Source organism: Sphingobium sp. MP9-4 (genome assembly GCF_005281675.1).
GTDB classification, from domain to species: domain Bacteria; phylum Pseudomonadota; class Alphaproteobacteria; order Sphingomonadales; family Sphingomonadaceae; genus Sphingobium; species Sphingobium yanoikuyae.
The window spans coordinates 52575-79330 of sequence record NZ_LUFI01000049.1; the positions used below are offsets into that span (position 1 = coordinate 52575).

At 54.9% G+C, this 26756-nt stretch carries 21 protein-coding genes and 2 pseudogenes; 7 read left to right on the forward strand and 16 right to left on the reverse strand.

The window, feature by feature from the left end; all coding sequences use genetic code 11:
• Window positions 1-14: 14 nt before the first annotated feature.
• From A0U87_RS16105 to A0U87_RS16130, 6 genes are all read right to left on the reverse strand, one after another.
• The gene (locus tag A0U87_RS16105; protein WP_137405719.1) at window positions 15-2180 is read right to left on the reverse strand and encodes a glycosyltransferase; all 2166 of its coding nucleotides are present in this window, start codon (window positions 2178-2180) and stop codon (window positions 15-17) included.
• A gap of 51 nt (window positions 2181-2231) precedes the next feature.
• Window positions 2232-3293, reverse strand: coding sequence for a dTDP-glucose 4,6-dehydratase (rfbB, locus tag A0U87_RS16110; protein ID WP_137405720.1), 1062 nt, complete (start codon window positions 3291-3293; stop codon window positions 2232-2234).
• Entirely contained in the window at window positions 3286-4143 is an 858-nt protein-coding gene (gene rfbD, locus A0U87_RS16115; RefSeq protein WP_137405721.1) for a dTDP-4-dehydrorhamnose reductase, read from the reverse strand. The genes rfbB and rfbD overlap by 8 nt, the downstream gene beginning before the upstream one ends.
• Window positions 4140-4685 (reverse strand): dTDP-4-dehydrorhamnose 3,5-epimerase, encoded by a 546-nt coding sequence (gene rfbC, locus A0U87_RS16120; RefSeq protein ID WP_137405722.1) that lies wholly within the window; start codon window positions 4683-4685, stop codon window positions 4140-4142. The genes rfbD and rfbC overlap by 4 nt, the downstream gene beginning before the upstream one ends.
• Complete coding sequence (rfbA, locus tag A0U87_RS16125) at window positions 4682-5566, reverse strand: glucose-1-phosphate thymidylyltransferase RfbA (RefSeq protein ID WP_137405723.1); 885 nt, start codon at window positions 5564-5566, stop codon at window positions 4682-4684. Before rfbA ends, rfbC begins: the two co-directional genes overlap by 4 nt.
• A 71-nt stretch (window positions 5567-5637) precedes the next feature.
• Window positions 5638-6300: an ATP-binding cassette domain-containing protein gene (locus A0U87_RS16130; protein WP_137405724.1), complete on the reverse strand. Its 663-nt coding sequence runs from the start codon at window positions 6298-6300 to the stop codon at window positions 5638-5640.
• Between the two features lie 80 nt (window positions 6301-6380).
• Here A0U87_RS16130 and A0U87_RS16135 point away from each other — a divergent pair, with 80 nt between their 5' ends.
• Both A0U87_RS16135 and A0U87_RS16140 read left to right on the forward strand, forming a co-directional pair.
• Entirely contained in the window at window positions 6381-7535 is a 1155-nt protein-coding gene (locus tag A0U87_RS16135) for a glycosyltransferase family 1 protein (protein ID WP_137405725.1), read from the forward strand.
• 15 nt (window positions 7536-7550) lie between these two features.
• The gene (locus A0U87_RS16140; RefSeq protein WP_240700579.1) at window positions 7551-8870 is read left to right on the forward strand and encodes a glycosyltransferase family 1 protein; all 1320 of its coding nucleotides are present in this window, start codon (window positions 7551-7553) and stop codon (window positions 8868-8870) included.
• Window positions 8871-8896: 26 nt separating this feature from the next.
• On the opposite strand, the gene A0U87_RS16145 is transcribed toward A0U87_RS16140, so the two are convergent.
• The 9 genes from A0U87_RS16145 to A0U87_RS16185 form a co-directional block, all read right to left on the reverse strand.
• A complete protein-coding gene (locus A0U87_RS16145) occupies window positions 8897-9799 on the reverse strand; it encodes a CatB-related O-acetyltransferase (RefSeq protein WP_206366606.1) in 903 nt (300 codons plus the stop codon).
• A gap of 28 nt (window positions 9800-9827) precedes the next feature.
• A complete protein-coding gene (locus tag A0U87_RS16150; RefSeq protein WP_137405726.1) occupies window positions 9828-10838 on the reverse strand; it encodes a right-handed parallel beta-helix repeat-containing protein in 1011 nt (336 codons plus the stop codon).
• Between the two features lie 146 nt (window positions 10839-10984).
• On the reverse strand, window positions 10985-11590 hold the full coding sequence (locus A0U87_RS16155) for a histidine phosphatase family protein (protein ID WP_137405727.1): 606 nt from the start codon (window positions 11588-11590) through the stop codon (window positions 10985-10987).
• Window positions 11590-12408 carry a 3-deoxy-manno-octulosonate cytidylyltransferase gene (gene kdsB, locus A0U87_RS16160; RefSeq protein ID WP_137405728.1) on the reverse strand — a complete coding sequence of 273 codons (819 nt, stop codon included), beginning with the start codon at window positions 12406-12408 and terminating at the stop codon, window positions 11590-11592. The genes A0U87_RS16155 and kdsB overlap by 1 nt, the downstream gene beginning before the upstream one ends.
• A 24-nt stretch (window positions 12409-12432) precedes the next feature.
• Window positions 12433-14685 (reverse strand): hypothetical protein, encoded by a 2253-nt coding sequence (locus tag A0U87_RS16165; protein WP_137405729.1) that lies wholly within the window; start codon window positions 14683-14685, stop codon window positions 12433-12435.
• A 225-nt stretch (window positions 14686-14910) separates the two neighbouring features.
• Window positions 14911-17412 carry a rhamnan synthesis F family protein gene (locus tag A0U87_RS16170; protein ID WP_206366607.1) on the reverse strand — a complete coding sequence of 834 codons (2502 nt, stop codon included), beginning with the start codon at window positions 17410-17412 and terminating at the stop codon, window positions 14911-14913.
• 137 nt (window positions 17413-17549) lie between these two features.
• Window positions 17550-18677, reverse strand: coding sequence for a glycosyltransferase (locus A0U87_RS16175; RefSeq protein WP_137405731.1), 1128 nt, complete (start codon window positions 18675-18677; stop codon window positions 17550-17552).
• Window positions 18678-18856: 179 nt separating this feature from the next.
• Complete coding sequence (gene kdsA / locus A0U87_RS16180) at window positions 18857-19687, reverse strand: 3-deoxy-8-phosphooctulonate synthase (protein ID WP_137405732.1); 831 nt, start codon at window positions 19685-19687, stop codon at window positions 18857-18859.
• Between the two features lie 18 nt (window positions 19688-19705).
• Window positions 19706-20713: a KpsF/GutQ family sugar-phosphate isomerase gene (locus tag A0U87_RS16185; RefSeq protein WP_137405733.1), complete on the reverse strand. Its 1008-nt coding sequence runs from the start codon at window positions 20711-20713 to the stop codon at window positions 19706-19708.
• A 309-nt stretch (window positions 20714-21022) separates the two neighbouring features.
• Between A0U87_RS16185 and A0U87_RS16190 the strand changes: the two are divergent.
• Both A0U87_RS16190 and A0U87_RS16195 read left to right on the forward strand, forming a co-directional pair.
• A pseudogene (locus A0U87_RS16190) lies at window positions 21023-21677 on the forward strand (IS3 family transposase); the annotation flags it as partial.
• 99 nt (window positions 21678-21776) lie between these two features.
• Window positions 21777-23012 (forward strand): annotated as a pseudogene (locus A0U87_RS16195) (IS701 family transposase); the annotation flags it as partial.
• Window positions 23013-23863: 851 nt separating this feature from the next.
• Here the strand turns inward: A0U87_RS16195 and bamE are convergent.
• Window positions 23864-24376: an outer membrane protein assembly factor BamE gene (bamE, locus tag A0U87_RS16200; protein ID WP_004209273.1), complete on the reverse strand. Its 513-nt coding sequence runs from the start codon at window positions 24374-24376 to the stop codon at window positions 23864-23866.
• Between the two features lie 162 nt (window positions 24377-24538).
• Here bamE and A0U87_RS16205 point away from each other — a divergent pair, with 162 nt between their 5' ends.
• Genes A0U87_RS16205 through dinB form a run of 3 tightly spaced genes read left to right on the forward strand, consistent with a single transcriptional unit; the run spans window position 24539 to window position 26754 of the window.
• Window positions 24539-25066 carry a ubiquinol-cytochrome C chaperone family protein gene (locus A0U87_RS16205; protein ID WP_010335815.1) on the forward strand — a complete coding sequence of 176 codons (528 nt, stop codon included), beginning with the start codon at window positions 24539-24541 and terminating at the stop codon, window positions 25064-25066.
• On the forward strand, window positions 25063-25608 hold the full coding sequence (locus A0U87_RS16210) for a DUF177 domain-containing protein (RefSeq protein WP_048937990.1): 546 nt from the start codon (window positions 25063-25065) through the stop codon (window positions 25606-25608). Before A0U87_RS16205 ends, A0U87_RS16210 begins: the two co-directional genes overlap by 4 nt.
• Before the next feature lie 48 nt (window positions 25609-25656).
• Window positions 25657-26754, forward strand: a complete 1098-nt coding sequence (gene dinB, locus A0U87_RS16215; protein ID WP_048937991.1) for a DNA polymerase IV — start codon at window positions 25657-25659, stop codon at window positions 26752-26754.
• Window positions 26755-26756: the final 2 nt, after the last annotated feature.

The window sequence follows — 26756 nt, forward strand, 5'->3', positions numbered from 1 at the left end:
CGCTGCCTGCTACATCATATGCCCTTCGCAAAACCAGCGTTTGCAACCTCAATGTGCTGTTCGATCTGATGCGCTGTGGTCGGGGCTAGCCCCCGCAGGGAGGGGCGCGAGCGTAAAGGCGAAATGAAAGGATCCTGCGTACTGAAGCGGCCCCATTTAGCAAAAAGCAGCCCCAGTTCGCCCTGATCCCATGCAATTTTGGCGCGACTATCGTTCAGTCCACGAGTCCGCGACTCAAAATGCAGCAATTCGATTCCAGGGTCGAAGAGGATTTTTCTGCCCTGCATTCTCGAGGAGAGGCATAAATCGACATCATTATACGCGATGGGAAATCGAACGGCATCAAACCCGCCGAGCCTTTCAAACCACTGGCGCGTGATCCCCATGAACGCGCCGGTTATGCTGGCAACAGATCGTGTCCGATCATAAATGGGATCTTGCGCTGCGCCGGCATCGACGCCGTGAACGCCGAGATGGACAGGTGATCCTTCCGCAAGACCCAGCATCATGCCGGCATGTTGCAAACCGCCATCGGGAAACAGCAATCTAGCGCCCACGATGCCCACGTCTTTACGATTCAGTTGCCCACGGAGGCGACTGTCCCAGCCGGGGCTAAGCATGCGCATATCGTTGTTGGCAAAAACCAGGAGGGGCTCGTGCGACGCCTGCACCGCAAGATTATTCATATGCGCCCAGTTGAACGCGGCATCATGGCGGAGGATGCTGGCCTTGCCGCTCTCCTGCAAAAGGGTCAGCAGCGCCTCGGTCTCGATATCCTGACTGCGATTGTCGACAATCATAATCCTGACCTGATCGGGATAATCGGCATGTTCCAGCAAGCTGTCGACCATGGCCTTCAGTAGGTCGGCGCAATCCCGGGTGGGAATGATGATTCGTATGTCGTCCGTTTCAACTGGCATGGGGCCGCAGGTCAGTGCAGGGCGACCGTTCCTTCTGCTGATCGTCAGCGTTCCATCGACGGAAGGGAGGCGCGCACTTCCTTCCCATTCGAGGGGCCAGGTCGAAAGGGTTTCCCCTTTTTCCCTTGCCTGATCGGACCGTTCTGGAATGCGCGTGACGGACGCCAGCGGCAACGGAATATGGGCGATATGTTCGCCATCCATCGCCAGTAGCGCCAGTCGTCTTTTGCGTTCTGTTGCGCTCATGACGTAGGTTGCAGACTGTGCGAAATGCCGAATGCCAAGGAGAGGCGGAGGCATCTCATCCGCCAGCAAAAGATCGAGGTCGAACGCCCCGTTCAAGACCGGGCGGGCGTAATGAGGGGGTTTGTCCCAGACTGGCGTTTTATGATCCCAGTCGCAGGTCCAGACGGAAATCGCGTAATTTTCCCAGACATGGGCAAACCATGCAAGCGCATGACGATCAAGACTGATTCCCGCGCTGGTATATAGTACCCCGATTGCAGCAGCATCAGGGTCCCATGTGTCCGGCGTGTGCGCGCGGAAACGAGAGTCTAGATCAAACATGCTCATGACGGCATGATCGAAACCCGGATCATCCAGAATGATGGATGCGGACCAGTTCTGATAGTCGGACCCGATCAGGCTGAACAGGGTCGTACGAACATGATAAGGTTCACTTTTTCGTGCATCGACGACTACATGCAGGCGTGGATTTCCTGATCCTGGCGGCGGCGCAGGAATGCAACTTGGCCGAATGGTATCATAGGCATCAACCGTTTCGACCATCAGGCTGCGCGTCTGCGCAATGAGGCTTTCAAGTCGATCAATCATGCTGACCATCTTTTCCTCCATATCCGAACGAAGGCGGTTCTTCAGCGCCGATGGTAGGCCGGATTCAAGACCGAACGTCGTCATGGCGCTGTAAGCGCCGGCGAAATCGGGCCGGCGGTTGAGAAGGGCTGCGAGACATGCGCCGGCATGTTCACGCTCGCCGCGTTCGGCATAAAGGACACACAGATGATAGAGCGCGTCGTCATCACGAACAGCCGCCTGTTCATACTGTTGGACGGCCGTCTCAACATGACCGGCCTCTTTTAGGGCATGCGCCAGTTGGGTTTGAAGTTCGTATCGATCCGGACGCAGGCGAAAAGCCGTTGCAAACAGCTTTTGCGCTTGCGTCCAGTCGCCACATTCCATGGCCACCTCGCCGCGTCGGGCAAGTTTTCGCGACTGATGTCGACGCCATGTCGCAATCATCGACGGCCTTCCACCTTCATTGAACGCCGCCTACCGTTCCAGTGCCGCTGCTCAGGCGGCCCGCTTGATAAGCGGCATCCACCATTCTTCATTGGCCAGATACCAGGCCAGCGTCTGAGCAAAGCCTTCCGGGAAATCCCGGCTCGGTGCATAACCCAGTTCGCTGCGAATCTTGGTTTCGTCGATCGCATAGCGCCGGTCATGCCCCTTGCGATCTTCCACATAGGTCATCAACTGCGCGGTGGACTGTCCACGCGCTGCCGGTGCATCGGGGAAGCGGAGAGCCATGTCCGGATCGGCTTCGAAAACCGCATCTACAACCCGACAAATTTCCTCGATCACCTGGATATTGGGTAATTCCTGCCCACCGCCGACATTATAGGTCTCACCGATGCGACCATTTTTAAGGATTAGTTCAATCCCCTTGCAATGATCCTCGACGTGAAGCCAGTCGCGGACGTTCATACCGTCGCCATATATGGGCAGGTTGCGGCCATTGAGCGCATTGATGGTGAACAGCGGGATCAGCTTTTCGGGAAACTGATATGGCCCATAATTGTTGGAACAATTGCTGGTCGTCGTTTCCAGCTTGTAGGTATGGTGGTAGGCGCGCACCAGATGATCCGAACCCGCCTTGGAAGCGGAATAGGGAGAATTGGGCGCGTAAGGCGTGGTTTCCGAGAAGGCGGGATCTTCCGGTTCCAACGTTCCATAGACTTCATCGGTCGAAACATGATGGAAACGGTGGGGACGTCCCATGCCCTTGTCCAGCCAGACCGACTTGGCAGCCTTCAACAGACTGTGGGTGCCGATGACGTTGGTCGTGACAAAGGCGTCAGGGCCGGTAATCGATCGGTCCACATGGCTTTCCGCTGCAAAATGCACGACCGTGTCAACTCCACGCTCGTCCAGCAAATTGGTCACCAGATCGGTATCGCAGATGTCGCCGACAACCAGTTCCACGCCATCAAGACCGGCCAGATTAGCCTTGTTGCCGGCATAGGTGAGGGCGTCGAGGACGATGATGGAATCGGCCGGCTCGACAGCGCGCCAATGATGCACGAAATTGGCGCCAATGAAACCGGCACCCCCGGTAACAAGCAGATTAGCCATGTGTCTTGATCTCTTTCAACATGATCCGAAGATTATCGCGCCAGTGAGGGGCGATTCTCCCGATCAGCGCATAAGTCGCACTCTTATCCAGAACCGAATAGCCCGGACGTTCGGCAGCCGTGGGGAAATCGCTGGTCGCAATAGGGATGACCGGTACTTTTTCCGTCAGCAGGCCTGCCTCCAGAGCTTCCTCCTGGATCGCCACGGCAAAATCGTACCAACTGGCGACGCCGGCATCCGTGTAGTGATATATGCCCTTGGCACCCGTTTGCGACATAGCCCAGAGCGCATCAGCAAGTGCCGGCGCATAAGTAGGTGTGCCGATCTGGTCCGCGACGACCCGGACTTCAGACCGTTCACTCATCAGGCGTAGCATCGTCCGCACGAAATTGCCGCCAGTAGGCGCGTAGACCCAGGCGGTTCTCACGATCAGAGCATCCGCTCCGGCCAGACGTTCCCCCACAAGCTTCGTCGCGCCATAAACGCCCAAGGGCGAGGTGGCCGCGTCTGTCGGGTAGGGGGTTCCGGCAGCTCCATCGAAAACGAAGTCAGTCGATACATGAACGAATGCAGCGCCCGCTTGCTGTGCGGCCTCGGCCATATAGCCGACGGCCGTAGCGTTCACGGCCATAGCGGCTTCGGCATCGCTTTCCGCTCGATCCACCGCCGTGTAGGCGGCGGCGTTGAAAATGATGTCCGGTCGCTCCTGCTGCATCACGGCTTGGATGGCCTGCGCGTCGGTGATGTCCAAGCCCGCCCTGTCGAGGCTGATAACTGATGCAGTCAAAGGGGCCGAAGCATTGAGCGAGCGCCCCAATTGCCCACCGCCGCCTACAATGAGCGCCTTCATTCGAAGGCCTCGATCGCGTGAAGAGGCTTGCCCACCTTATCTTTCTCGGAGAGTCGGAGTTCCAACCCGTCGACCGGCCATTCAATACCCAATTGCGGATCATTCCACAGCAGGGAATGTTCCGAGCCGGGATCATAATAGGTGGTGCATTTATACTGAAAGTCGGTGTTGTCTTCCAAGGTGACAAAGCCGTGCGCAAAGCCGGCTGGCACCCAGAACATCCGCTTGTTCTCGGCCGAGAGCTCAACGCCGGCCCACTTACCGAAATGAGGGGAGGAGCGACGAATATCGACCGCCACGTCCCACACCCGACCGGAGGTCACGCGCACCAGCTTGCCCTGGGGGTTGGGATTTTGAAAATGCAGGCCACGCAGTACGCCTTTGGCAGACCGGCTGTGATTATCTTGCACGAAGTCGAGATCCAGACCTGCGTTCCTGAAGCGGGATGCGTTCCAGCTCTCCATGAAGAAGCCACGCTCGTCACCAAAAACATTCGGTTCCAGGATGACAAGATCGGGAATGCCAGTCTCTATGATGTTCATACCAGTGCCCCTTTCCCGGCCAGGAGGTCGAGCAGATATTCCCCATAACCGCTCTTGCGCAAGGGGCCGGCAAGACGTTCGAGTTGAGCATCGTCAATGAAACCCTGGCGCCAGGCAATTTCTTCCGGGCAGCAGATGCGTAAACCCTGGCGCTCCTCAATCAGGCGCACATAATGCGCGGCATCGAGCAGCGAAGTGTGGGTGCCGGTGTCCAACCAGGCGTAGCCGCGCCCCATCAACTCGACGGAAAGCTCACCATCTTCCAGATACATGCGATTTAGATCGGTGATTTCCAGCTCACCTCGCGGCGAGGGAACGATATGCTTTGCACGCTCGACAGCGGTTCCATCATAAAAATACAGCCCGGTCACCGCATAGTTGGATTGGGGTGTTTCGGGCTTTTCCTCCAGGCTCGCTGCCCGGCCCGCCTCATCGAACGCCACGACGCCATAGGCTTCCGGGTTTTTCACATAATAGCCAAAGACCGTCGCGCCACTGGGGCGCGCGCTCGCGGCCTTCAGGAGTTCCGGCAGGCCATGACCGTGGAAAATATTGTCACCAAGTACTAGCGCAGATGGCGAAGCCCCCACGAAGTCGGCGCCGATGTGGAAGGCTTGGGCCAGGCCTTCCGGCTTGGGCTGGACAGCATATTGAATCGACAGGCCGATATCAGATCCATTGCCCAGCAATGCGCGGAATGCAGCACTGTCGCCGGGTGTGGTGATGATCAATATTTCCCTTATGCCGGACAGCATGAGCGTCGACAAAGGATAATGGATCATGGGTTTGTCGTAAACGGGCATGAGCTGCTTTGAGACGCTCTTCGTCAATGGATAGAGCCTCGTGCCGGAGCCGCCTGCTAAAATTATGCCTTTGCGCAAAATATCCCCCGCGACTGTGATGATAATGACAACTCAAATCGACGCGCCAACGACCAGCGCCCTGACATGCTCTAGGAAGACCTCATTTGCAGCGCATTATGAACTTCGCAAGCTTCTTCAACGCTGTCGTAGAAAGCCAAGGTGCCGCCATAGAGCACGGCACCCCGGTTACAATAGGCCTGAAGCGTGTAAGGATCGTGTGAAATCATCACCAGAGTGCCGTTGTCGCGACGTTCGCGCAGCGCGTCTTCACTTTTCTGGCGGAACCTCGCATCACCGGCAGCCGTGACCTCGTCAATCAGATAGCAGTCGAATTTGATAGCGAGGGATGCGCCGAAAGCCAGTCGCGCAGTCATGCCCGCAGAATAGGTTGAGACGGGCTGGTGCAGATAATGGCCGAGTTGAGCAAATTCCTCAACAAAATCGAGCACTTGATCTTCATCATACTGATAGATACGCGCGATGAAGCGGACATTGTCGGCGCCCGTCAATCCACGATCGAAGCTGCTTGCATATCCGATCGGCCACGATGTGGTCATGGTCTTGGTGACCCGGCCTCTGGTTGGCTGCTCGATACCCGCCAGCAGCCGGATCAAGGTGGATTTGCCGGCGCCATTTGCGCCGCAAACAGCCAGGCTATCACCAGGATTTATCTGAAAGCTCAGGTCGCTGAATACTGTCTTTGTAAAATGATGCCTGTTGTAAATCTTTGTTACGTTTTCAAACCTGATCATTTTTTCGCTCGATCATTTTCAAAGCAGCAGGCATTCAAAATTCTGGCTGGCCCGCGATCAGCATAGGCTATAGCGCCCGTATGAGCATTCTCAAAGGCATAAAGCTCGCGATGGACGGTCGTATCTTGAACCGGCCCGGTTCCGGCATTGCAACCTATGCGGCGCAGCTGCGTGAAGCACAATTGTCGCTTCAGCCAGAAGCGAGTTTGATCGTGGACGATGATTGCGCGCTGCACTTCAGGTCGGACAACATTGTAACGATATCGAAGCGATCATTGGTGGCCCGATTCTGCAATAGCCAGCCTGCACTCAGGCAGTCAGACATTGGGGAGAATGACCTTTATGCAGCAGATATCTATCGACTGGCTGCAGCGAGATTCCGCAGGCATTTCAGGATGACTAGCCTTCGACCGACAGTGGCCGAGACGTCCGGCAGGCGGCATCTCGTTCATTGGTCCCTGCCTTTACCGGTACGTATTGACGGCTGGGTCAACATCTATACCGTGCATGACGTCATACCGATGACCCATCCGGAATTGACGCCGATGGATGCGGAGCGCCACGCGAAATTGTTGGATATCGTGATGCGACAGGCAGATCATATCGTAACCGTGTCAGACCATGCGCGCAGCGAGATCATTCGGGTCACAGGATGCCCCGCTGATCGAGTGACAAATTGCGGCGTTGCGGTCCGGCCGGCCGGAGCCGGCGCGCCTCTGCCGCTCAGCCTTCGTTCGAAAGACTATTTTATTTACGTCGGATCGGGAGAGAAGCGGAAAAATATTGATCGCATCGTCGAGGCGCACTCAATCGGAGGGGCGGATGTGCCTTTGGTACTGGTCGGTGATCATCACCAGTATAGAGACAAAAATCTCAACATATTCTGCCTGCCCCATCAGCCGGAAATCGTTATTAACAGTCTCATACACCATGCACTGGCGCTTGTATTTCCTTCACTGGTGGAAGGTTTCGGGCTCCCAGTCGCAGAAGCCATGGCGGCGGGAACGGCTGTTCTGACCTCTGATCGGGGCGCACTTGCGGAGGTGGCCGGGCAGGCCGCTTTGCTGGTCGACCCTGAAGATGTCGATGCCATTGCGAACGGGTTCCGCCGTCTGGTTTTTGACGAGGCGCTTCGACAGTATTACGAACGGGCTGGCCCGCTTCAGGTGTCGAAGTTTTCTCAGGCTGGCTTTGCAAAGCGAATAGAGGCTCTCTATGCCGCACTCGCTTGTTGATAAATGAAAGTACCAATGTCTGACATGTCCCGACCGAACCATCTGAGAATAGCGTTGGACGGGTTCAATTTCGCGATGCCCAAGGGTACGGGTGTGGCCAATTACGGTTTCACCCTGGCATCAATGTTGAGACAAATGGGGCATGAGGTAGAAGGCATTTTCGGAATTGATGTCGGGCGCGATCCGGCCATTCGTGAGACGATGCTGTACGACGCGATTGGGCGCGAGAAGGTGGAGCATCGCAAGCAGCGGCACGCACGGGTCCGTCGGGAAAAAATGCGTTCGCTGCTTGGGGTGCGCATGCACGAAGTGGAGGTCAGCAATCGGACGGAAAAAACGAGCTTGGCAGAGAGAGTGCCAGTCTTTGACAAGGTGTGGTCTGGCGCTCATCTTTTTGAAGCGGCGCGGTGGCATTTTCAGTACTTCGGAAGGTTCTTAAAAATTTCCGTCGATAATCCGCCGGACATTGTTCATTGGACTTATCCGATTCCGGTATCGATGAAGGGTGCAAAGAATATTTACACAATTCACGATCTTGTTCCTTTGAAAATGCCTTACACGACGCTGGATGATAAAAATTTTTATTTTAAACTCGTTCAAGAATGCGTGCGGTCAGCCGATGCGATCTGTACGGTGTCGGAAACAAGCAGGAATGACATTGTTCACCGATTTCCCGTAAATGAGGCGGCGGTGATCAATACGTTTCAGAGCAGCCCGGTTCCCCCGATGTTGGCTGATGCCAGTTCCATCGAGGACGCGCATATGATCAGGCAGCTTTTCTCCTTGGAGCCGCAGGATTATTTCCTGTTTTTCGGAGCTGTGGATCCCAAGAAGAATTTAGCGCGCATCGTCGAGGCTTATGCGATCAGCAATGCGCAATCGCCCCTTGTGCTGGTGACGGCGCGTAATTGGGGCATGTCGGGTTCGGCCAACTCCGGAGGGCAACTGGAGTTGCATGGCCACATCGTCAGTGACGATCGTATCAGACAGCTGGATTATCTTCCCAGACCACTTTTGTTTCGCCTGATCCGCAACGCCAAGGCTGTGCTGCTGCCCTCTTTGTATGAAGGCTTTGGATTGCCAGCACTAGAAGCGATCCAAGTCGGAACTCCGGTCGTCGGATCGACTACCGGTTCCTTGCCGGAGGTCATCGGCGACGCAGGCCTGCTGGTTGATCCCTATGATGTTCAGGATATCAGGGCTGCTATCGAAAAAATCGACGCGGATACGGCGTTGCGAGCCAATCTCAAGGCTGCCGGCGTCATTCAGGCGCGCAAATTTTCCGACCAACCTTATCAGGCACGGTTGCAGGCGTTATACGCATCAGTCTTGTGAAGGTCGTACGGGGGCTTGGTTTTTTCTCAGCGGTCCAATTCCCACCTTCGCGCGAACCGGATGAAGTCATCGACATTTTCATTGCAGATATGCGGAAGGTTAGCACTTATGATCCCTATCGGCCAATCCCACCACTTGATGTCCAGCAAAGCCGCAATCTGATCCTCGCAAAAGCGATAGCGTAGAATGCCGGCTGTATTGCCGCCCATTATGGCATAGGCCGGAACATCCTTGGTGACGACTGCCGATGCTCCGATCACGGCACCATGCCCGATTGTTACGCCCGACCCGATATAGGCGTTAGCGCCAATCCAAACATCGGAGCCGATCCTAATATCGCCATTATGGGTGTGGTCAGCCAGTCCATCGGCTGCCGGCCAGTCGCCGCTCATCTGGTGGATCGTGGCAAAAGGATAGGTACTGACGCTATCGGTCCGATGATAACCCAAACCAATAGTGACGTTGGGGCCTATGGACGTGAAGCGTCCGATTTTTAGCCCCGCATCCCCCCCCTGGAGTATGTTCGGAATGCCATAGGTGTAAGCGCCGATATCGTAACGACTAGCACTGGGATGGTTGCGTAAAGCATAGGCTGTCCATCGCGCCAGAAAACCTACATCTGCGCCATCGGGGAAAATTTCGTACACTTCATCCGGGCCCGTGTATAGTGCATGAGCCATAGGCACCCACCCCCGGTGGAAGCGATGGGGCGGCTTGATGAAATGATCTCGAAAGCCGATTCGGACGTTACCGTCCTTGGCACGGAACATCAGAATCCCCGAATTAATGAACCAGCTGACGCCAAGATTCTCGGGAATACCGCTGATACTGCCGTCTCCATTCAATCTAACGTAATCAAATATAAGATTTGATTCCGCCTTTCGAAATGTCCACGTAATAGAAGAAAAATCTGTTTCGGAATTTATCATGCAAATTACCATGAATGAAAAATTTCATTTATAATAAATAATACTTATTTCCCCGTATACTGTTATTTTTTCCCTCATCATCATCATTTTTGCTGCTACCGAACTTGAAACCCTTATCAAGATCACAAATTTTTGGACTTCTCGCGGGATCAATTCCCATTTTACCCGTCCTCGAATTAACGACAACCATCTTAATATTATTATCCTCAGAATAAAATTTATTATTGTAAATTATATTTCCGCTAGGAGATTGATGCCTGATAATACCACTTTCTCCGCAATTTCGATAAAGATGGATGGCATCAAACCGATATAGTCTAAATAAATTATTTGAAATGACGTTATTTGCTGATCCGTCTACTGCAACAATTTCTCTTTCGGTTTTTATATCAAAATTATTGCCTTTTATGATATTTTTTCCAGACTCTAGGTCAAAATAAATCGCAGCCTCACCATTTCCGGATATCCTGGAATTCTCAAAAATAAATTCCGTAGTTCCCGGCCCAATATAGAGAGGGATATGCTGGTATCCAATTATTGATGAATCAGAAACTTTTATGCTGTGCGGAGCATTTTTTTGTAAAAACCTTGTGAAATTTGGCTTTCTAGATTCAGATAATAGACTTTCATAGTAAACAGCTGATGTTCTCAAATTTCCATGAATATTACATCGCCGGATAGATATACCAGAAGGAGTTGACCAATAGTCATCTTTTTTCTTCGTAGCAATCATTATAGTTGGATTATCGAAAGGACTTAATCTTTTCATACCATTGCCACGTTTCAGTTCTACTATACCTTTATATCCGACATCACCACCATTGCAGTCAATCTGAACGCCAGTTGCTTCGCCGCCCAATAACAATATCCTGCGCGGAATATTATCTCCCTTTTTAAGAGTTACGCTGCATGACAGCACATAGGGCTTCTCATTGGTGTCCTTGGGAGCGGTCAGGGCGGCGTAAGCGGCCGGGCTGCAGGCGGCGGCGCCCGGCGAGGTCGCTGCTGCTGCGGCGGCTAGAGCAAAGACTAATGGCATGCGATCCATCCTCTCGTGGAGCGTCCGCCTCCTTCGAGAACGAAACGCACAAAGCAGGGGCGCCTCACCCCTGATGATCGGCTCGATATAGCGATCGTTAAACTGGCAACGCCGCTTTTGTATCCTGCCCCGTCAATCGTCGACCTTTATGAAGGAGGGCGTTGATCCCAGTTTTCTATCCGAACATCCCCCGGGCCGGTCTGCACGATCTCTCCATAAGCTCCGGTTCGAAGCTTGAGGGAGTCGAGGCGGCCGGAACATTCAGCAGCCAGTAGTGCAAAGCGCGCTGCGCCATTGCTGGTAACAAGCAGGACATTCTCGGACGTTTCTGCCGAGAAGAAATCGCGCCATGCCGCAATTCTTGCTTCGGCATCCACGATCCATCCTTCGGGCGGGTGCGCCAGTTCATCCCACTGCCTGATCGCATCATGCCCAATGCGCGCAATCACCTCTTCTTCCAACCCATTTTCGTCCGGTCCATGGTCTATCTCGGCAAGGAAATGGGAAATCTCCAAGGTACAGGGCACAGGGGACGCGGACAGGATAGCGTCGGCCGTCTGTCTGGTCCGTATCAACGGGCCGGATAAGGCGCGGTCGAACGAGATACCCATTTTGGCAAACCATGCGCCAAGCGCGGCTGCCTGTACCTCTCCGGAAGCGACCAAGGGAATATCGGTGCGGAAGCCGACCCGGCGCGACTGCTCTCCAGGACCAAAAGTGTTGCCGTGACGAACGATGAACAGCCTGCGCATCACCGCATCACGCCCATAAATGGATCTCCGAATCTGGCGATCATCTGTTCTGCCAGAACGGCATCCTCAGGCGTATCGATGCCGCTCATCGAAATTCGGGGACGGTCGATTTTCACGGTCTGGACAGGAATGCCCAGTTCGAAGAAGCGGAGTTGCTCCAACCCTTCCAGTTTCTCATACTTGGCCTCTGGAGCATCCTCAAAAAGCTCCAAAGCGCGCAGGCTGTAGGCATAGAGGCCAATATGCCGGAAAACCGGCGAGAAGTGCGCGGTTTCACGATATTTTCCTTCATCCCGAATGGCTGGGATGATTGATTTGGAGAACCACAGCGCACGGCCATCGGCATCGCGAACGCAGGTCGTCCCGCTGAAAGGGGCTGCGACCTTATGCTGGCGCAGCGCGTCAAGATCGTCCCAGTCCAGTTGCGTCACGGGCGTCACGACCGCCTCCCCTGCCTCCCGCGCCACCTGCATCAACTGGCTGACCACATCGACGGGAACAAATGGGGCGTCACCCTGCAAATTGACCACATGCCCAGGCGGCGTGGCGCAGGATTGGGCTGCGGCCAGCGCGCGTCCGGTGCCTGAACTGATGTCGCTGGCGGTCATAACAGCCGGAACACCCAAGGCCTCCACATGAGCCGCAATGCGATCATCGTCGGTGGCAACGACAACGTCGACATCATTCAGTTGGGCGGCAGCCTGCATCGCCACGTCGATCACCCGGGCAACTAGGCTATGCCCGGCTATGTCCATCAACGGTTTCCCGGGAAAGCGCTTGGACCCGTAGCGGGCGGGGATCACGATAAGGTCAGTCATAGACCAATCTCTGCTTTTGAGGAATTAGCGTGCGGGTAGAATGCCAAGTTGTTGCGCGAAGCGCCGGGCATGCGAAGATCGCGGTGCCGTAACGGCTGCCCATGCGTCAAGAAAAGGGCGGTCAAAGGCTAGGTCGGAAGCGTTCCTGAGATGCGGATATAGGGCAAAGGCCTGCGCTTCCGTATCGGGTGAGACCATCGACAGATATCGTTCTGCGTTGCCCGTGAAGATTATGTCCGGCCGGATCAGCGCAATCATTTCCTCATGAAGAAAGCGGGTGCGCAAGCATATGACCCGGGTAAATACGGCGCTTATATGTTTGAGCATCATTCGGAAGAAGGAATCGCCAAACAACAATATCGTGCGATTGTCCGGCGCGTCCGGGCTGAGCAGGATATCGACCATGCCGTCGTTGAACCCGCCGGGGCTGCGAAAATCGCTCACTTGCCAGTCCGGGTCCAGCAGCAATCCCTCCTGATGGAGCGCCGGAGTGAATTTACTGCCCAAATCCCCGGACCAACGCTGGAATTTCGTGATGCGGCGGCGGATGCGGCTCAGGGCATGATCCGCTTCGATACCTGTCATCTGAAGCATCAACCTCAACACCGCGAGCGACCCATGGTCGGTCAGATGCGTGTCGAGCGCCAGAAAGCTGGGATCGGCTTCGCCATGCAGCATGTCGGCAGGATACAGCACCCGGTTCCGCAATGGGGCAGGCAACTGCTCCCTGTAGACCTCTCCCAACCGGTGAACCGGCTGAAACGGAAACGCTTCGGGATTTACCGATTGCTTGTCAGGGAAAATGACGTGCGCGTAAGGAATCTGGTATCTGTCGGCCAGTTCCTGACGTGCCGCCATATTGTCCGCAAAGGCATCCAGAGAGCTTTGCGCCGGGGTGAGTTCTCCCGTCGCATATTTGAGAACCGAATGATTGCCGCCGATCAGAAAAGCAACGCCGTCTTCCGTCAGCAAAACATCATTTTCGACCCGGTATGCGCCGGCCGGCCCTGTCGCCGGTGCATCTCGGACAGATGACAAAGCTACCGTCGACACATTCTGAGAAGCGATCAAATCCAGAATATGAAGGATACCGGTCCAGGACGGCATACCCAATGGCCCTTGTTCTACCATGGACGGGATCAGGTCCGGCACTATGGCGGCGTCGCTTTTCGGCAGGGATAAATTGATTTTCGTAAATTGCGGCGTTTCGCTCCGGCCGGTGATCGCGGGAATGGTGGCACTTTCCCAATCAATGCAGCGAATATTTCTCCATGCATCAGAATGGGTGTCAAAGGCCTGAGCCAGCGAACTCGAAAGATCGATTCCGCCAGCGGACATCACCACTACGGCGCAATCGTCCAAATTCATAGAGCGGCTTAGCTGATTGATGGAGGGTTGGCCCGGTGTTGCATTGAGCGGGGCAACGATGAGACCTGCGCCTGCAAGCTTTTCGACGCCTTGACTGCCCATGTAGGCCATGAATGTGTCCAGCCACACCGATTGACCGGTCAGCAAGATTTTTCGCCCTTTCGCCTGATGGGCGCGATTCGCCATTTCGTGAAGAATGCCTTCAACCTCAGCTACGGATTCCTCATAAGCTTTGACAACATCTCCTCCGTTCACAAGAACTTCGTCCAAAAATAAATAGCCGATCTGCGACGGATGAGAACTTGAATCGATATAGAGTCGCCGCAATTCATGTATTGGCCATTTCAGAAGCGAAGATAGATCCACAATGTCGAGATAAGGAAAGGCATTTACCACATCATTGTAATTAAAAACAGGATGGCGATAAACCCCGGTGCTGATATGCTTGCCTGCCATTCGATCATGAACTTGGCGTCCGAAAAGGCACCAAAGAACATAGCGTACCCGCTTACCGAAACGGCGATGCCATTCCTCCATCCCAGCCATGCCACGATCAAGCATGGCTCGATCATGAGCGATGGTCATCGCCCTGCTGTCTATACCCAGAAAGCCATCTCTCACGACCGATCCAAATTGGGCCAGTGGATCGAGGCAAATACCGTTTCCGAATCGAAAGTCAGGCACCATGACGCCGAAAACGGCTTGCTCATCTGCTCTAGACGACGCCTTGTCCAGTAAGGTCCCGGACCATATTGGGGCGCCACCCAGCCCAATGATTTGATCACTGGGAAGCTGACAGGGCACCACGTCGTCACGGACATGCCAAGACCATCGAATGGCATGAGAAGGCCCAAAAATTGTTTGTTTATCAAGCTCATTATGGAAGCTTGATATCTCCTCATTTTCCATAATCGGCGTCTCTATAATAACTTCAATCCAAGTTTGGGTTACCCCAAAACAGGTGATTTTTTCGTCTACTAGGTGGCTCATTCAAAAACGACGGTGGGCGATCTCAACAGGTACCGCTAGGATATCTCCAAGAAACCCTTGGCGCCGCACATGCACTCATGCAGTGCAGAGCGAACTCCCAATTCAACCCACCATTGTCACATTCTCAAACGCTCCCTGAGCGATTTACCAGACCAACGCTTCTCGAGAAACTTCCCTCTCTTCCTTCCGGACGCGCAAAGATTGCGTTAAATGGTCATGGATACGCGTGGCGTTTGGCTCCAAATCCGGCAACAGGCCATCATTGGCTTCGTTTGATGCACCATAAATGCGCCCATCGTGCAGGGATGCTGCATGACCAAAGAAGCGCTCTACTAGATGAGCAATTGCACCGTCATTCGCGCCAGTCTCTGGCGCAAAGTTGGTAAGACCAATAATATCGGAAATCTTTTTCAAGCATTTTGGTCTCGTCCAAAACATTGTTCCTGCAAAAAATCCCGCCCCCGAACTTTCGCCAAATAATATTCTCGCAAGATAACCTTGATCATGGTACGGGTAATGTTCAAGTGACATATAATATGCTCTTGGCCCTACCATATTAACATCAGAATTATTTCTTAAACAAGAAATAATCTCTGTGACTCTTTCAGGACTCCCTAATAGTTCTCTAAATGTTTCTTCACGCCACAAGTCACCTAGTTCCGGAATGTAGCGACCGGCGATGTAGTATCCACGCTTAGTTTGAATTTTCAACAACGCGTCATATTCTTTTGCAATAATGATAGGTAGAAGGTCCATGAATGGACCAATATCACGCCCTCGATTTGCTGATCTGTAGAATATCGCATCAGGATAAGAAGATCTCACCATATCGACGATACGCCGGGTACCCCAATCAGGTAATGTTACGATGAAATCGAACGGCTCAGTGATTGCCTCTAGTCTTTTAAGTAGATCGGGCACCAAATCCGCATAATATAGGTGAGCCACAACAGCAATCTTATGAGAACTTTCGTTGAGAGACCGCGAAATATCTTCAATTTGAGCTTGCCTTTCCATTTCCTGATCCTGATCCAGCGGATAATCGGGCAATGGGTTGTTGCTAAGGATGAGGCTTGCCGTCCTTATTATACAGCTAATAGCATCCTCTATTGAACTAGCTGGAAGCGAAGGATGGGCAACACGCCCCTCGGCAAACCCCCAAGAAAGAAAATGCTCCTTCGGATCAACGTCTGCCAGCTTGAGATCTTCATGAGAATTCAGATAAAATTCTGAATCGAGAAAGTCACCGACGTCAACGAACTGCTCAATTCCACCTTGTTCAGACAAAAGGTCGTGCAACCAGTCTGCGAAGCTTTCTGGATCCTTCGATTTTGAGAGCCCAATAAATCGAAGAGTGGCCATCAAATATGGCGCACAATCCGACGTAATACCATCAGTCGCGACAACGTTGATTTTGCCGGACTCCAACGGCAATTGGGGAACGCCAAATTCACCAACTCCAGGCTTAGACCTGCCAGAAAACATAGTGCCACGATTCAAGGATTGCCACCCAGGAGAAATAGATCTCCAATAATTCCTTGCAAAACCAAGTGGATCATTTGGATATTGCTCGTGAAGACCGTGAATTAAGCTAATACGCTCGCAGAAAAGTGCTTTATTTGACCGAATATATTCCGGCTGTAGGTACCCACCAAGAAAATATCGCCTCAAATAACCAATGTTTTTTCGATAAAATTCTTCGTCAAAATTTGAAGAAATCACGTCATCAATAGTCGGAAATAATTCTTTTGGCTTGTAAATAGCGTCACCCATAACAACGACGGGTTTATCAAAATATAGTGCTTCAAACCCTACCGAGCTATTGACCGTTACGACGAAATCACAAATTCTTATTAGATGCGTATTTGAAAAAGAGCTATCTTGCCGATCCAACCAAACTACGTTCTGAGACCATCTTTTTATAGATGCTTGAGCGAGAGCGTTTGCAACCGCGGCACTTGGCCTAAACTTCGATGCTGGATGCGGCTTTACGATCACAGTGTAACCATTTTCCGCCAATTTCGGAACTACATCAAGAACAACTTCAGTCAACGTCTTATATTGAGAGAAACGCAGAAGATTTGCATCGTCGTACAACTGTAACGGCAGAAACGCCAACCGATCTCTACTAAATAGATTTTTACTAATATCGCTCGACATCATAGAAAATTGTTGTTCGTAAGGAACAGTTTCTAGATTTTGAGAATATACCATCACGGCCTCGTGGCTAGACATTTCATGTCCGCCCACAATTTCCCGAATATCTGATATTTTTAGTTTAGGCACGACGCTTGCGCCGTTTGTTCCAAATGGATCCATGATCGCAGATTCAAAAAAAGGTGCCCGCGTGCACCCTAACTCCATAGCGATTCGAGTGACAGGATATTCCTCTATGAAGCGCGTTACAGCACCGTTCTCGCCCCAGTGAACGATGACGTCAAAAGGGAAAGTGTACCAAATACGGCGGAGAATTTTTATATAATTTTCCGTAATATAGCCTTTGCCTTCGAGAAGATTGCTCCACAAGGATATCCCCTCTTTGTGCCAATCGAGCATATGCCTCTGAAAAAGATCTTCCTCTTCCTGCGTGGAGCGAATAATGCTAGCAAGATATGGAGCAATTTTCTCTTGTCCGACCTTTTGCAAGGTCCCATTACTTGCGAACATGCGTACGTCGAAATTGGTGTCTGACGATAGAAGAGGAAGAAACCGCCGAGCAATGTCATCGAAATGAGATTGGCTGTTCCGGATGGGGTGAGGTTCTACATAAAGAAGCACTCTCATCATAATTCTCCGAATTTCTTCAAACCGTCAATTTTCATGTTTTCTTGTAAAAAATTCATGTTCCGTATCGCCAATTCGCGTCTCTGGTTCGTGTTGGGGAGTTCAGACAACGCTTCGTACCAATCATCGCAGTTGTTTGCGAGCGTTAGGTGAGTTGAGCCAATTACCTGCATATCCGGTATCGGGGTGGCAACGAGTCGACAGCCGCTGAGCGCGGCTTCAAGAAATTTGACACGCGATTTGCAGGCATTGAAGGCGCTCATTTCTAGTGGAGCGATGACGGTGGAGCACATGGCCATCAGACTAGGAAGCCTAAGATAATTGACTACCGGCGCGGTGCTTACGTTAGGTAGCGATGCGATTGCGCGCGGAACGACGACGGGCCCGACGACTAGAAGCGATAGATTGGAATTTTCGGCCAAAACCCTGTGTAATGCCGCTTCAACCACGGGGAAATCTCGGTCGTGGCTCTTCGTTCCGGCGAAATAACCAATCGTCGTCGCCGATCGTGTCCGCAAATGGGTTTCGAAACCGCTCTGAACAGACAAAATGGATGGCGGCACGATATTAGGAACGACCAGAACGCGCGCGCCTGGATTAAATTCCCTTACCTTGTCCGCAAGCGGTTCGGTGGAAGTAGTCACCGTGTCAAATTCCCTTAAACCAGCGAGATTGCTGGAAAAAGCGGCAATAGCTTTGTCCGGCGTAAGGGTCCCATTTTTAACGGCTGACGATTCAAGAGCGATGTCTGGAGTGCCGAAAATCAGGTCATCATAATCGGCTATGACTGGCTTTCCCTGCTTGCGCAAAAGTCGGATAACGTCGGCGAAACCTGCCCGCGCCATGTTTGGGCGATGAAATATATGTACGTCTGATTCCAGATTAGGATTCTCGTAGAATTTTGGCGCCGATATGATCGAGCAGTAATGCCCTGCCTCGATGAGCAATTCGGCAGGATGATAGCAACGGTAACGAACCGAAGGATCCTGCAGGGGGCGCTCGACACGGCCGGTCTCCGATATGAAGCAGACAGATTTGCGGTGCGGGGATGTTGTGCTTTGGATCATGATAATTTTTGATTTATCCTCTTTTCTGCGCCGTGCCCGATTGGCTAATTCAGCTGGCATCGAAAATCATCTTCCGAGATTTCAATTGTCCTCCTCGACCAGGCCGTGAGCTAGATGAAATTCGAAGATTATTGCTTTGAAAACTCATCTTGATCGGTCGAAATCGCCACGTTCCGGTAGCGGACTTTCGGTGCGCAATTAACAAGACCGCATGGAATAATCATGATATTTTGATGGATCTAAAGATTTTTGCGAAGGGCGTCGAATGCCCGCAAGGATTCGATTAAATCCCTCATCTGATGCACGGGAATCATGTTCGGCCCGTCAGATGGTGCGTTATCTGGGTCTTCATGAGTTTCAATGAACAAACCCGAAACCCCCACAGCGCAGGCGGCACGGGCCAGAACCGGCGCAAACTCGCGCTGCCCATTGGATGACGAACCCAGGCCGCCGGGTTGCTGCACGGAGTGAGTGGCATCGAAAATCACGGGGTAACCCGTTTCCGCCATTGTCGGCAGACCGCGAAAATCCGTGACCAGAGCATTGTAACCAAAGGACGTACCGCGTTCGCACAGCATAATCTGTTCATTACCGGTAGACGCCAGTTTGTCGGCCACATTTTTCATGTCCCACGGTGCGAGAAATTGGCCTTTTTTCACATTGATTACTTTGCCCGTTTCCCCCGCAGCGACCAATAGGTCCGTCTGACGGCAGAGAAATGCGGGGATTTGCAGGACATCGACCACTTGTGCAGCAACTGCGCAATGACTGGACTCGTGAACGTCTGTTATGATTGGCAGGTGAAACTCATCTTTGATCCGTCCCAAAATTTCGAGCCCCTTTTCCATCCCTAACCCACGTTGGGTCTTAATGGATGAGCGGTTCGCCTTATCGTAGCTCGCCTTGAAGACAAATTTCGTAGCCGTGGGTTCACACGCCTCAAGAATTTTCTCTGCCATCATGCGTGCATGAGCATGACTTTCAAGTTGGCAAGGTCCAGCTATAAGGAATATGGGGTTATTACCGCCAACTACTATGTCACCGATATTGACGATCTTATTCAAAGACATAAAATTGACCTTTTAATATTATGAAACTCCAGCACGAAGACAGTCATGCACGTGGACAATACCTAGAGGAAACATTCTGTCATCAACGACAAATGCAACATTAATGCTATGTTCATTTAATGTCGCCAATGCTTTTGCTGCCAATGTACCCGAAGATATGGTGACGGGATTCTTGCTCGCGACTTCGAACGCGTTACGCTCCAACAATCCCGACAGATTCCTACGTAAATCGCCGTCGCTAATTACCCCGATCAAGCGTCCGCTATCATCGACAACGCCAGCGAATCCAAATCCACGAGCAGTCATTTCCAGCACTGCATCCGACATCATGGCAGTTACGTCCACAAGGGGAAGGCCGTTCACAGAGTGCATCAGTTGATCAACGGTTGCTAAGCGTGCTCCTAGCTTGCCGCCAGGATGATAGGTACGAAAGTGCTCCAGATCGAATTTTCGTCGCTCCATCAGAGCTACTGCCAAGGCGTCGCCCAGCCCTAATGTCAACGTCGTCGATGTCGTCGGCGCCATACCGATAGAGCACGCTTCTGGCATTGCCGGAAGAGTGAGCTCACATGTGGCGGCCATCATCAGAGAGCTTTCATTATTCTTTGAAATGCCAATGATCGGGATACCAAAACGGACACAGTGAGCGGTGATATCTCCCAATTCCGACGTTTCACCGGAATTAGAGATGAGAAGACAGACGTCCTCCTCTGTCACCATTCCAAGATCACCGTGACTCGCTTCGGCGGGGTGAACGAAGAAAGAGGGAGTTCCTGTCGAAGCGAGCGTAGCAGCGATTTTGCGCGCAATATGCCCGGATTTGCCCATCCCGGACGTTATCACTCGCCCCCGGCTGGAAAGAATCAAGTTTACTGCCAACTCAAAATCTGTCGGCAGATCATCCGCCATAGCCATCAAAGCTTCCGCTTCTGTCGTGAGAACACGTCGCGCAATCTCCCGAGTTTGCTTCTCAGCTTCAAGATTGCCTGCAACTTCTGTAACGAAGAGATTAGCTTGGTTAGGCATAGTTCCCTCTATCGCGCCGCTTTGGGGCGCTGATCGTATTCCGCAAAAACCCTTATCGGTTACGCTGCTTTTGGTTCTTCGTTGCGGGTTAGGTCAAGTTTTTCTACAATATTTTTCATAGCAAAACATGGATCCGGATCACTCGCCAGAACTCGGCTCGTTGGAATCTAACTTAACGGCGAAATAATCTAACATAACGAAGAAGGCTTATGTCCCGCCCGGTACCGGCACACCGGGCAGCTTGATCGAGGCCGCCAATCTCCCCACCCGCCCGAAGAGCGTGGGGTCAGGACCCGTTGATATGATTGCCGTTTGGGCCAACTGGAGGACGAGAACGGCAAGTTGAAGCGCCTGCTGGCGGACAGTACGCTGGACAACGCCATCCTGATGGATTTTTTGGGAAAACCGGGCCCGCCGCGAGACGCAGTGCTGCGGGTGCTGCGCGATTACGAGATTTCGCAACGCCGCGCCTGCGGGCCGTTTGGTGTCGATCTGAAGACGGTTCGGCGTGAACGCCCGCCGGACCAAGTTGCCATCCGTGACGCTATCAAGGACGTCGCGGGCAAGCGCCGTCGCTTTGGTTACCGGCGGATCGGCATCATACTCGAGCGACAGGGGATGATCATGAACCACAAGAAGCTTCACCGGCTTTATCGGGAGGAAGGTTTGTCGGTGAGCCGACGCCGTGGCCGCAAACGGACGCGGGGCAGCCGGACACCGATGCCTGTGCCGGTGGCCGATGGACTTTGTGTCCGATACCGACGTCGCCTCGCGCAAGTTCAGGATTTTGGCGATCAATAATGACTGTTGTCGCGAGAACCTGTGCATGGTGGCGGATATCAGCATCTCTGGTGCCCGCATAGCCCGCGAGTTGGACACGCTGGTGCGCCTGTATGGCAAACCGACCTGCATTGTCAGCGGTAATGGCAGCGAATTTACCAGTCGGGCGATCCTGGAATGGGCAGGCAAGAACTAGCACTACTTTGGCAGAAGCGTGATTTTTGGGATTCCACCAGGGCAAGATGCGTGTTTCATAGGGAGCCAGCTTTGATGGAGGCTGGTGATGGAAGGGAATTGGCAGGGCGATCTTGAGCGCTGGCTGGAACCGTATCTGCAGGGGCTCGGCAACAAGACACGGCGGCGGATGTGTCCAGCGTATATCGCGGGCTTGATCGGTCCCGGTGATCGCAAGAGCATCCAGCCCATGGCGGCCCGCGTGAGTGAGGTCAGCTACGACCGGCTGCACCATTTCATTGGTGCAGGTATCTGGGACAGCGCGCCCTTGGAAGCGACCTTGTGGCGACAGGCGGATGAGTTGGTCGGCGGTGACAAGGCCTGGCTGATCATCGACGACACCGCGCTGCCGAAGAAAGGCAAGGCGTCGGTCGGTGTCGCGCCGCAATACGCCACGGCGCTGGGCAAGAACGCGAACTGCCAAACGCTGGTATCGGTGACGCTGGCCTCGGGAGAAGTGCCGGTCATGCTGAGCTTACGGCTTTTCCTGCCGGAAAGCTGGACGAGCGATGTGGTGCGGATGGCCAAGGCTGGTGTGCCGGATCTTCTCCAGACCTATCGCACGAAGCCCGAGATCGCCATTGAGGAGATCGACCGCGTCATCGCCGCTGGGGTCCGCTTCGGCTGCGTTCTGGCCGATGCGGGATATGGCCTATCCGCCTCGTTCCGGCAGGCATTGAGCGCACGGGATCTTTGCTGGGCCGTCGGCATCCCCCGGCATCAGAAGGTCTATCCTGCCGACGTGCAACTGATCTTCCCGGTGGCGAACCACGGGCGTCCGCGTGTACGGCACGTGCCCGACGTCAAATCCCGGGCCGCGCACGCCATGCTCGAAGACGTAAAGTGGCGTCAGGTCTGCTGGCGCCGGGGAACGAAGGGGCGCCTGTCAGCGCGCTTTGCCGCCGTGCGTGTACGCATCGCCGATGGTGCGCCACAGCGGATCGGCGCAGCCGGAGCTCAACACATGCCCGGCGAAGAAGCATGGCTGGTTGGCGAGCATCGCTTGACCGGCGAGCGAAAATACTACCTCTCGAACCTACCGGCCGATACCTCGATGAGGGACCTCGCGGGGGCGATCAAGGCGCGCTGGATCTGCGAGCAGGCGCATCAGCAACACAAGGAAGAACTCGGCCTCGACCACTTCGAGGGTCGCTCCTGGATCGGGCTGCATCGCCACTCTCTGATGACAATGATGGCCTATGCCTTCCTTCAGACCCGCAGGCTCGCTCAGGCGGGACGGAAAAAAAAGAGTCCCCGGGCCACCACCTCAGCCCAGCCTGCCGGCAGTCCGCCAAACCATCCTTTACCGCCTCTCGCGCCCACCGCCAGGCCAATGCCCTCATTGCGGAGGCGCTCTCTCAAGCGCGTCAATCCCACTTCTGCCAATGTAGTGCTAGCCAAGCTCAGCCCTTTCTCGTGGAGACGCGCCGCAGCGGCGTCCGCAATTACTTCGAAAGTGTTCGGGGCCTCTTCCGCAGTCCGCTTGAAATTATCCTTCACCCCCGTCGATGAGTTGAATATCGCGAATGATCTCCGTGAGCACCAGCCACAATCGGGCGTTGTCAACCGAGTCTTCACATTTCTGCAAGGTGGTAATGCAATTGGACGCTGACGAACTTGCGTTGGTACACGCGGACTAGCGCGCGCCCTTTCTTGCTCACTTCTCCACTATCAAAGCCTTCGACAAAAATCGTAGGCTCTCGCTGCCCTCATCATAGGTACGCGGTATCGCTACTAAGGATGCCGGCTCTTCTCACGCTGGCCTGTGGTCCGAATAATCCACAGCGCTGAACGGAGCCGCCATTAATTTGCGGTCTCGGGGACCGAATCACCGCGTCCATAGTCGTCCAGCCTTTTCCACGAATTGAAATCATGCTAATGATGCCGTTGGCGTATTCGCAAGTCTATGATTTGACTGTTAAATCAATCGTTTAGGTCGTCCGACCGAAAGCTCTTCTGGCACCATTTTCCTTTGGTGAGGAAGGAAGCAAAAACCGCCGGAAACGGCGGTTTTTTTGTGTCTGTCGCAGGTTGAACCGCTGCCGATCCAATGGCCAGGTCATGCCGTCCGAACAAAAACGCCGCCCGGTCCATGATGGACAGGACGGCGCCTATATCTTCGCAGTGCGGCCAGCCTTAGCTGCCGTTCGGGCCGCCGCCCGGACCGGCGCCACCGGCCGAGCCGGCACCCATGGCACCCACGGCACCGATATTGCCGAAAATCTCGTCGAACAGGCTGCGATGACGGCCCAGCGTCGGGGTCTTGTCGCCGGTCGGCGAGATGTGCGCGACCTGCTCTAGGCCCATGCGATCGACCGCGACGACATTGCCCGCCGGGTCGAACCGGACATGCAGCACGGTCTGCGACACCGGCTTGGGGTTGGAGAAGGCGAGCGAGCGCATGTCGCGCGACACATAATACCAGTCCTGTTCGCCGAACTGGGCGACGAAGCTGGGACGGCCCAGCGTGCCTTCGACCGAGGCACGGTTGTCGATGCCGGGCTGGACGGAGTCCACCAGCAGCTTGTCGACCTGATAGCCCTGATGCGTGCGGATGCGGGTACAGCCCGATGCGCTGATCACGATCGCGCCGAGGCCCAGAGCCAGCAGGAAACGCCCGCGGCGGGACTGGCGGCTAAACTTGCGCATGGTCTTCTCCTGCGGGGACGGGCCCGCGAACCCAAGAAACAGAAAGCCGCCATTGCATCGGGCGGCCCAGCGATCAATATGGAAATGCGCAGGCCCCGGCAAGGGGCGCACGCGCCCGCGAAGCCCGCTGGCCCACATTCCATCACGAAAAGACGGCAACCCATGTCCCAATCCCGTCCTTCCTTCCTCCAGCGCCTGCTGGGCCGCGATGATCCGAAGGCCGGCCTGATGCCGCTTTATCATGCGGTGGTGGCCGAAGGACGGCAGCCGCACTGGTATCTGCAGGGCGGTGTGCCCGATACGCTGGACGGCCGGTTCGACATGATCGTCGCGATACTGGCGCAGGTGCTGATGCGGCTGGAGGCGCTGGGCGCGGCGCAGGACAGCGTGTGGCTGACCGAGCTGTTCGTCGACGACATGGACGGCCAGCTGCGCCAGGAAGGGATTGGCGATGTTGTCGTCGGCAAGCATATCGGCCGGATGATGAGCGCGCTGGGCGGGCGACTGGCGGCCTATCGTGCGGCCTTGACGGGGGAGGGCGATCTGGAGGATGCGCTGCGCCGAAACCTGTATCGCGGTGATGCCCCGTCGACGGACGCCCTGGCCCATGTCGAGGGCGCGCTGCGCGCGCGCTGGACAAGGCTGGCCTGCCTGACCCGCGACGCCTTGCTGGCTGGAGACCTTGGATGAGCGACATGATCGAATTTTCGCGCCCCGTGCGCGCCGACCAGCTGGGCAAGCTGGGTGACAGCCTGGTGACCATCAGCGCCGATGAGGGCGAGCGTGCTGCGCTGATGCGCCGTTTTGCGCTGCTGGCGCTCGACCGGCTGGAGGCGGATTATCAGCTGAGCGCGGAGGGCAGCACGATCCTGGCACGCGGTCGGGTGCGCGCCGCCCTGGCCCAGCCCTGCGTCGCCACCGGCCTGCCGGTGCCCGAAACCATCGATACCGATTTCCTGCTGCGCTTCGTGCCCGAGAGCGGCGACCTGCCCGAGGGCGAGGAACTGGAGCTGGACGCGGAGGATTGCGACACGATCGGCTATGACGGCAATGTCATCGACATGGGCGAAGCGGTAGCCGAGACGGTGGCGCTGGCGATGGAGCCCTATCCGCGCGCGCCGGAGGCCGACAGCTATCTGCGCGAGGCCGGGGTGCTGACCGAGGATCAGGCCAGCCCCTTTGCCGCACTGCTGGCCATGGCCAAGGATGAAAAGGGCAAGAAGAAGGGCTGACACGCCCGACTGTTTCCCTTTCGTTCCCATGGTGGCATAAGGCCGGCCATGGACGCCCCGCCGCCCACGCTGCGCAAGATCATCCATATCGACATGGACGCCTTTTATGCGTCGGTCGAACAGCGTGACGACCCGAGTCTGCGCGGCAAGGCAATTGCCGTGGGTGGTGGCGGTCCGCGCGGCGTGGTCGCCACCTGCAGCTATGAAGCGCGGAAATTCGGGGTGCGATCGGCGATGCCGGGTGCCAGGGCACGGCGGCTATGCCCCGAGCTGCTGTTCGTGAAGCCGCGGTTCGAGGTCTATCGCAGCGTATCTGCCCAGATCCGCGCGATCTTCGCGCGCTTCACCGACATGATCCAGCCGCTCTCGCTCGATGAGGCCTATCTGGACGTGACGCAGAACAAGCCGGGCATCGCATCGGCGACGCAGGTGGCGCAGGAAATCCGGCGGCTGATCCAGGAAGAAACGGGCCTCACCGCATCGGCCGGAGTGTCCTACAACAAGCTGATCGCCAAGCTGGCGTCAGACCAGAACAAGCCCGACGGGCTGTGCGTGGTGCGGCCGGCGGAAGGCGCCGACTTCATGGCGCGCATGCCGGTGCGGCGGATTCACGGCATCGGTCCGGTTACCGCCGAACGAATGCACAAATTTGGGATCGAGACCGGCGCCGACCTGCGCGATCGCGACCTGTCCTTCCTCCAGACCCATTTCGGCAGCAGCGCGCTCTTCTATTATCGCGCCGCGCGGGGTGAGGACGACCGGCCGGTGCATGAACGGCAGGAGCGCAAGTCAGTCAGCGTCGAGGATACCTTCTTCGAGGATCTTGTCGCCGAGGAGGCCCTGCTGCGCGAAATCGAGCGGATCGCGCAAAGCCTGTGGGCCCGGATCGAGAAGGCGCAGGCCTATGGCCGGACCGTGGTGTTGAAGGTGAAGTTCGCCGATTTCCGCATCATCACCCGGTCGCGCAGCTTTGCCGCGCCGGTCCGGTCAGTCGAACAGTTGGTGGACGCTGGTCGCGCGCTGCTGAAGGCGCAATTGCCGCTGCGCATGGGCGCCCGGCTGCTGGGCCTGGGCGTGCATAATCTGGAAGGCGAGGGGGAAGCGGGGGAGAGCGGCGACGCGGGCGCCCAGCTCTCCCTGCTATGACC

Coding starts and splice junctions, on each gene's coding strand:
- A0U87_RS16105 (WP_137405719.1), bottom strand. CDS start 2,180: ATGATTGCGACATGGCGTCGACATCAGTCGCGAAAACTTGCCCGACGC.
- rfbB (WP_137405720.1), bottom strand. CDS start 3,293: ATGGCTAATCTGCTTGTTACCGGGGGTGCCGGTTTCATTGGCGCCAAT.
- rfbD (WP_137405721.1), bottom strand. CDS start 4,143: ATGAAGGCGCTCATTGTAGGCGGCGGTGGGCAATTGGGGCGCTCGCTC.
- rfbC (WP_137405722.1), bottom strand. CDS start 4,685: ATGAACATCATAGAGACTGGCATTCCCGATCTTGTCATCCTGGAACCG.
- A0U87_RS16130 (WP_137405724.1), bottom strand. CDS start 6,300: ATGATCAGGTTTGAAAACGTAACAAAGATTTACAACAGGCATCATTTT.
- A0U87_RS16135 (WP_137405725.1), top strand. CDS start 6,381: ATGAGCATTCTCAAAGGCATAAAGCTCGCGATGGACGGTCGTATCTTG.
- A0U87_RS16140 (WP_240700579.1), top strand. CDS start 7,551: ATGTCTGACATGTCCCGACCGAACCATCTGAGAATAGCGTTGGACGGG.
- A0U87_RS16145 (WP_206366606.1), bottom strand. CDS start 9,799: ATGATAAATTCCGAAACAGATTTTTCTTCTATTACGTGGACATTTCGA.
- A0U87_RS16150 (WP_137405726.1), bottom strand. CDS start 10,838: ATGCCATTAGTCTTTGCTCTAGCCGCCGCAGCAGCAGCGACCTCGCCG.
- A0U87_RS16155 (WP_137405727.1), bottom strand. CDS start 11,590: ATGCGCAGGCTGTTCATCGTTCGTCACGGCAACACTTTTGGTCCTGGA.
- kdsB (WP_137405728.1), bottom strand. CDS start 12,408: ATGACTGACCTTATCGTGATCCCCGCCCGCTACGGGTCCAAGCGCTTT.
- A0U87_RS16165 (WP_137405729.1), bottom strand. CDS start 14,685: ATGGAAAATGAGGAGATATCAAGCTTCCATAATGAGCTTGATAAACAA.
- A0U87_RS16175 (WP_137405731.1), bottom strand. CDS start 18,677: ATGCCAGCTGAATTAGCCAATCGGGCACGGCGCAGAAAAGAGGATAAA.
- kdsA (WP_137405732.1), bottom strand. CDS start 19,687: ATGTCTTTGAATAAGATCGTCAATATCGGTGACATAGTAGTTGGCGGT.
- A0U87_RS16185 (WP_137405733.1), bottom strand. CDS start 20,713: ATGCCTAACCAAGCTAATCTCTTCGTTACAGAAGTTGCAGGCAATCTT.
- bamE (WP_004209273.1), bottom strand. CDS start 24,376: ATGCGCAAGTTTAGCCGCCAGTCCCGCCGCGGGCGTTTCCTGCTGGCT.
- A0U87_RS16205 (WP_010335815.1), top strand. CDS start 24,539: ATGTCCCAATCCCGTCCTTCCTTCCTCCAGCGCCTGCTGGGCCGCGAT.
- A0U87_RS16210 (WP_048937990.1), top strand. CDS start 25,063: ATGAGCGACATGATCGAATTTTCGCGCCCCGTGCGCGCCGACCAGCTG.
- dinB (WP_048937991.1), top strand. CDS start 25,657: ATGGACGCCCCGCCGCCCACGCTGCGCAAGATCATCCATATCGACATG.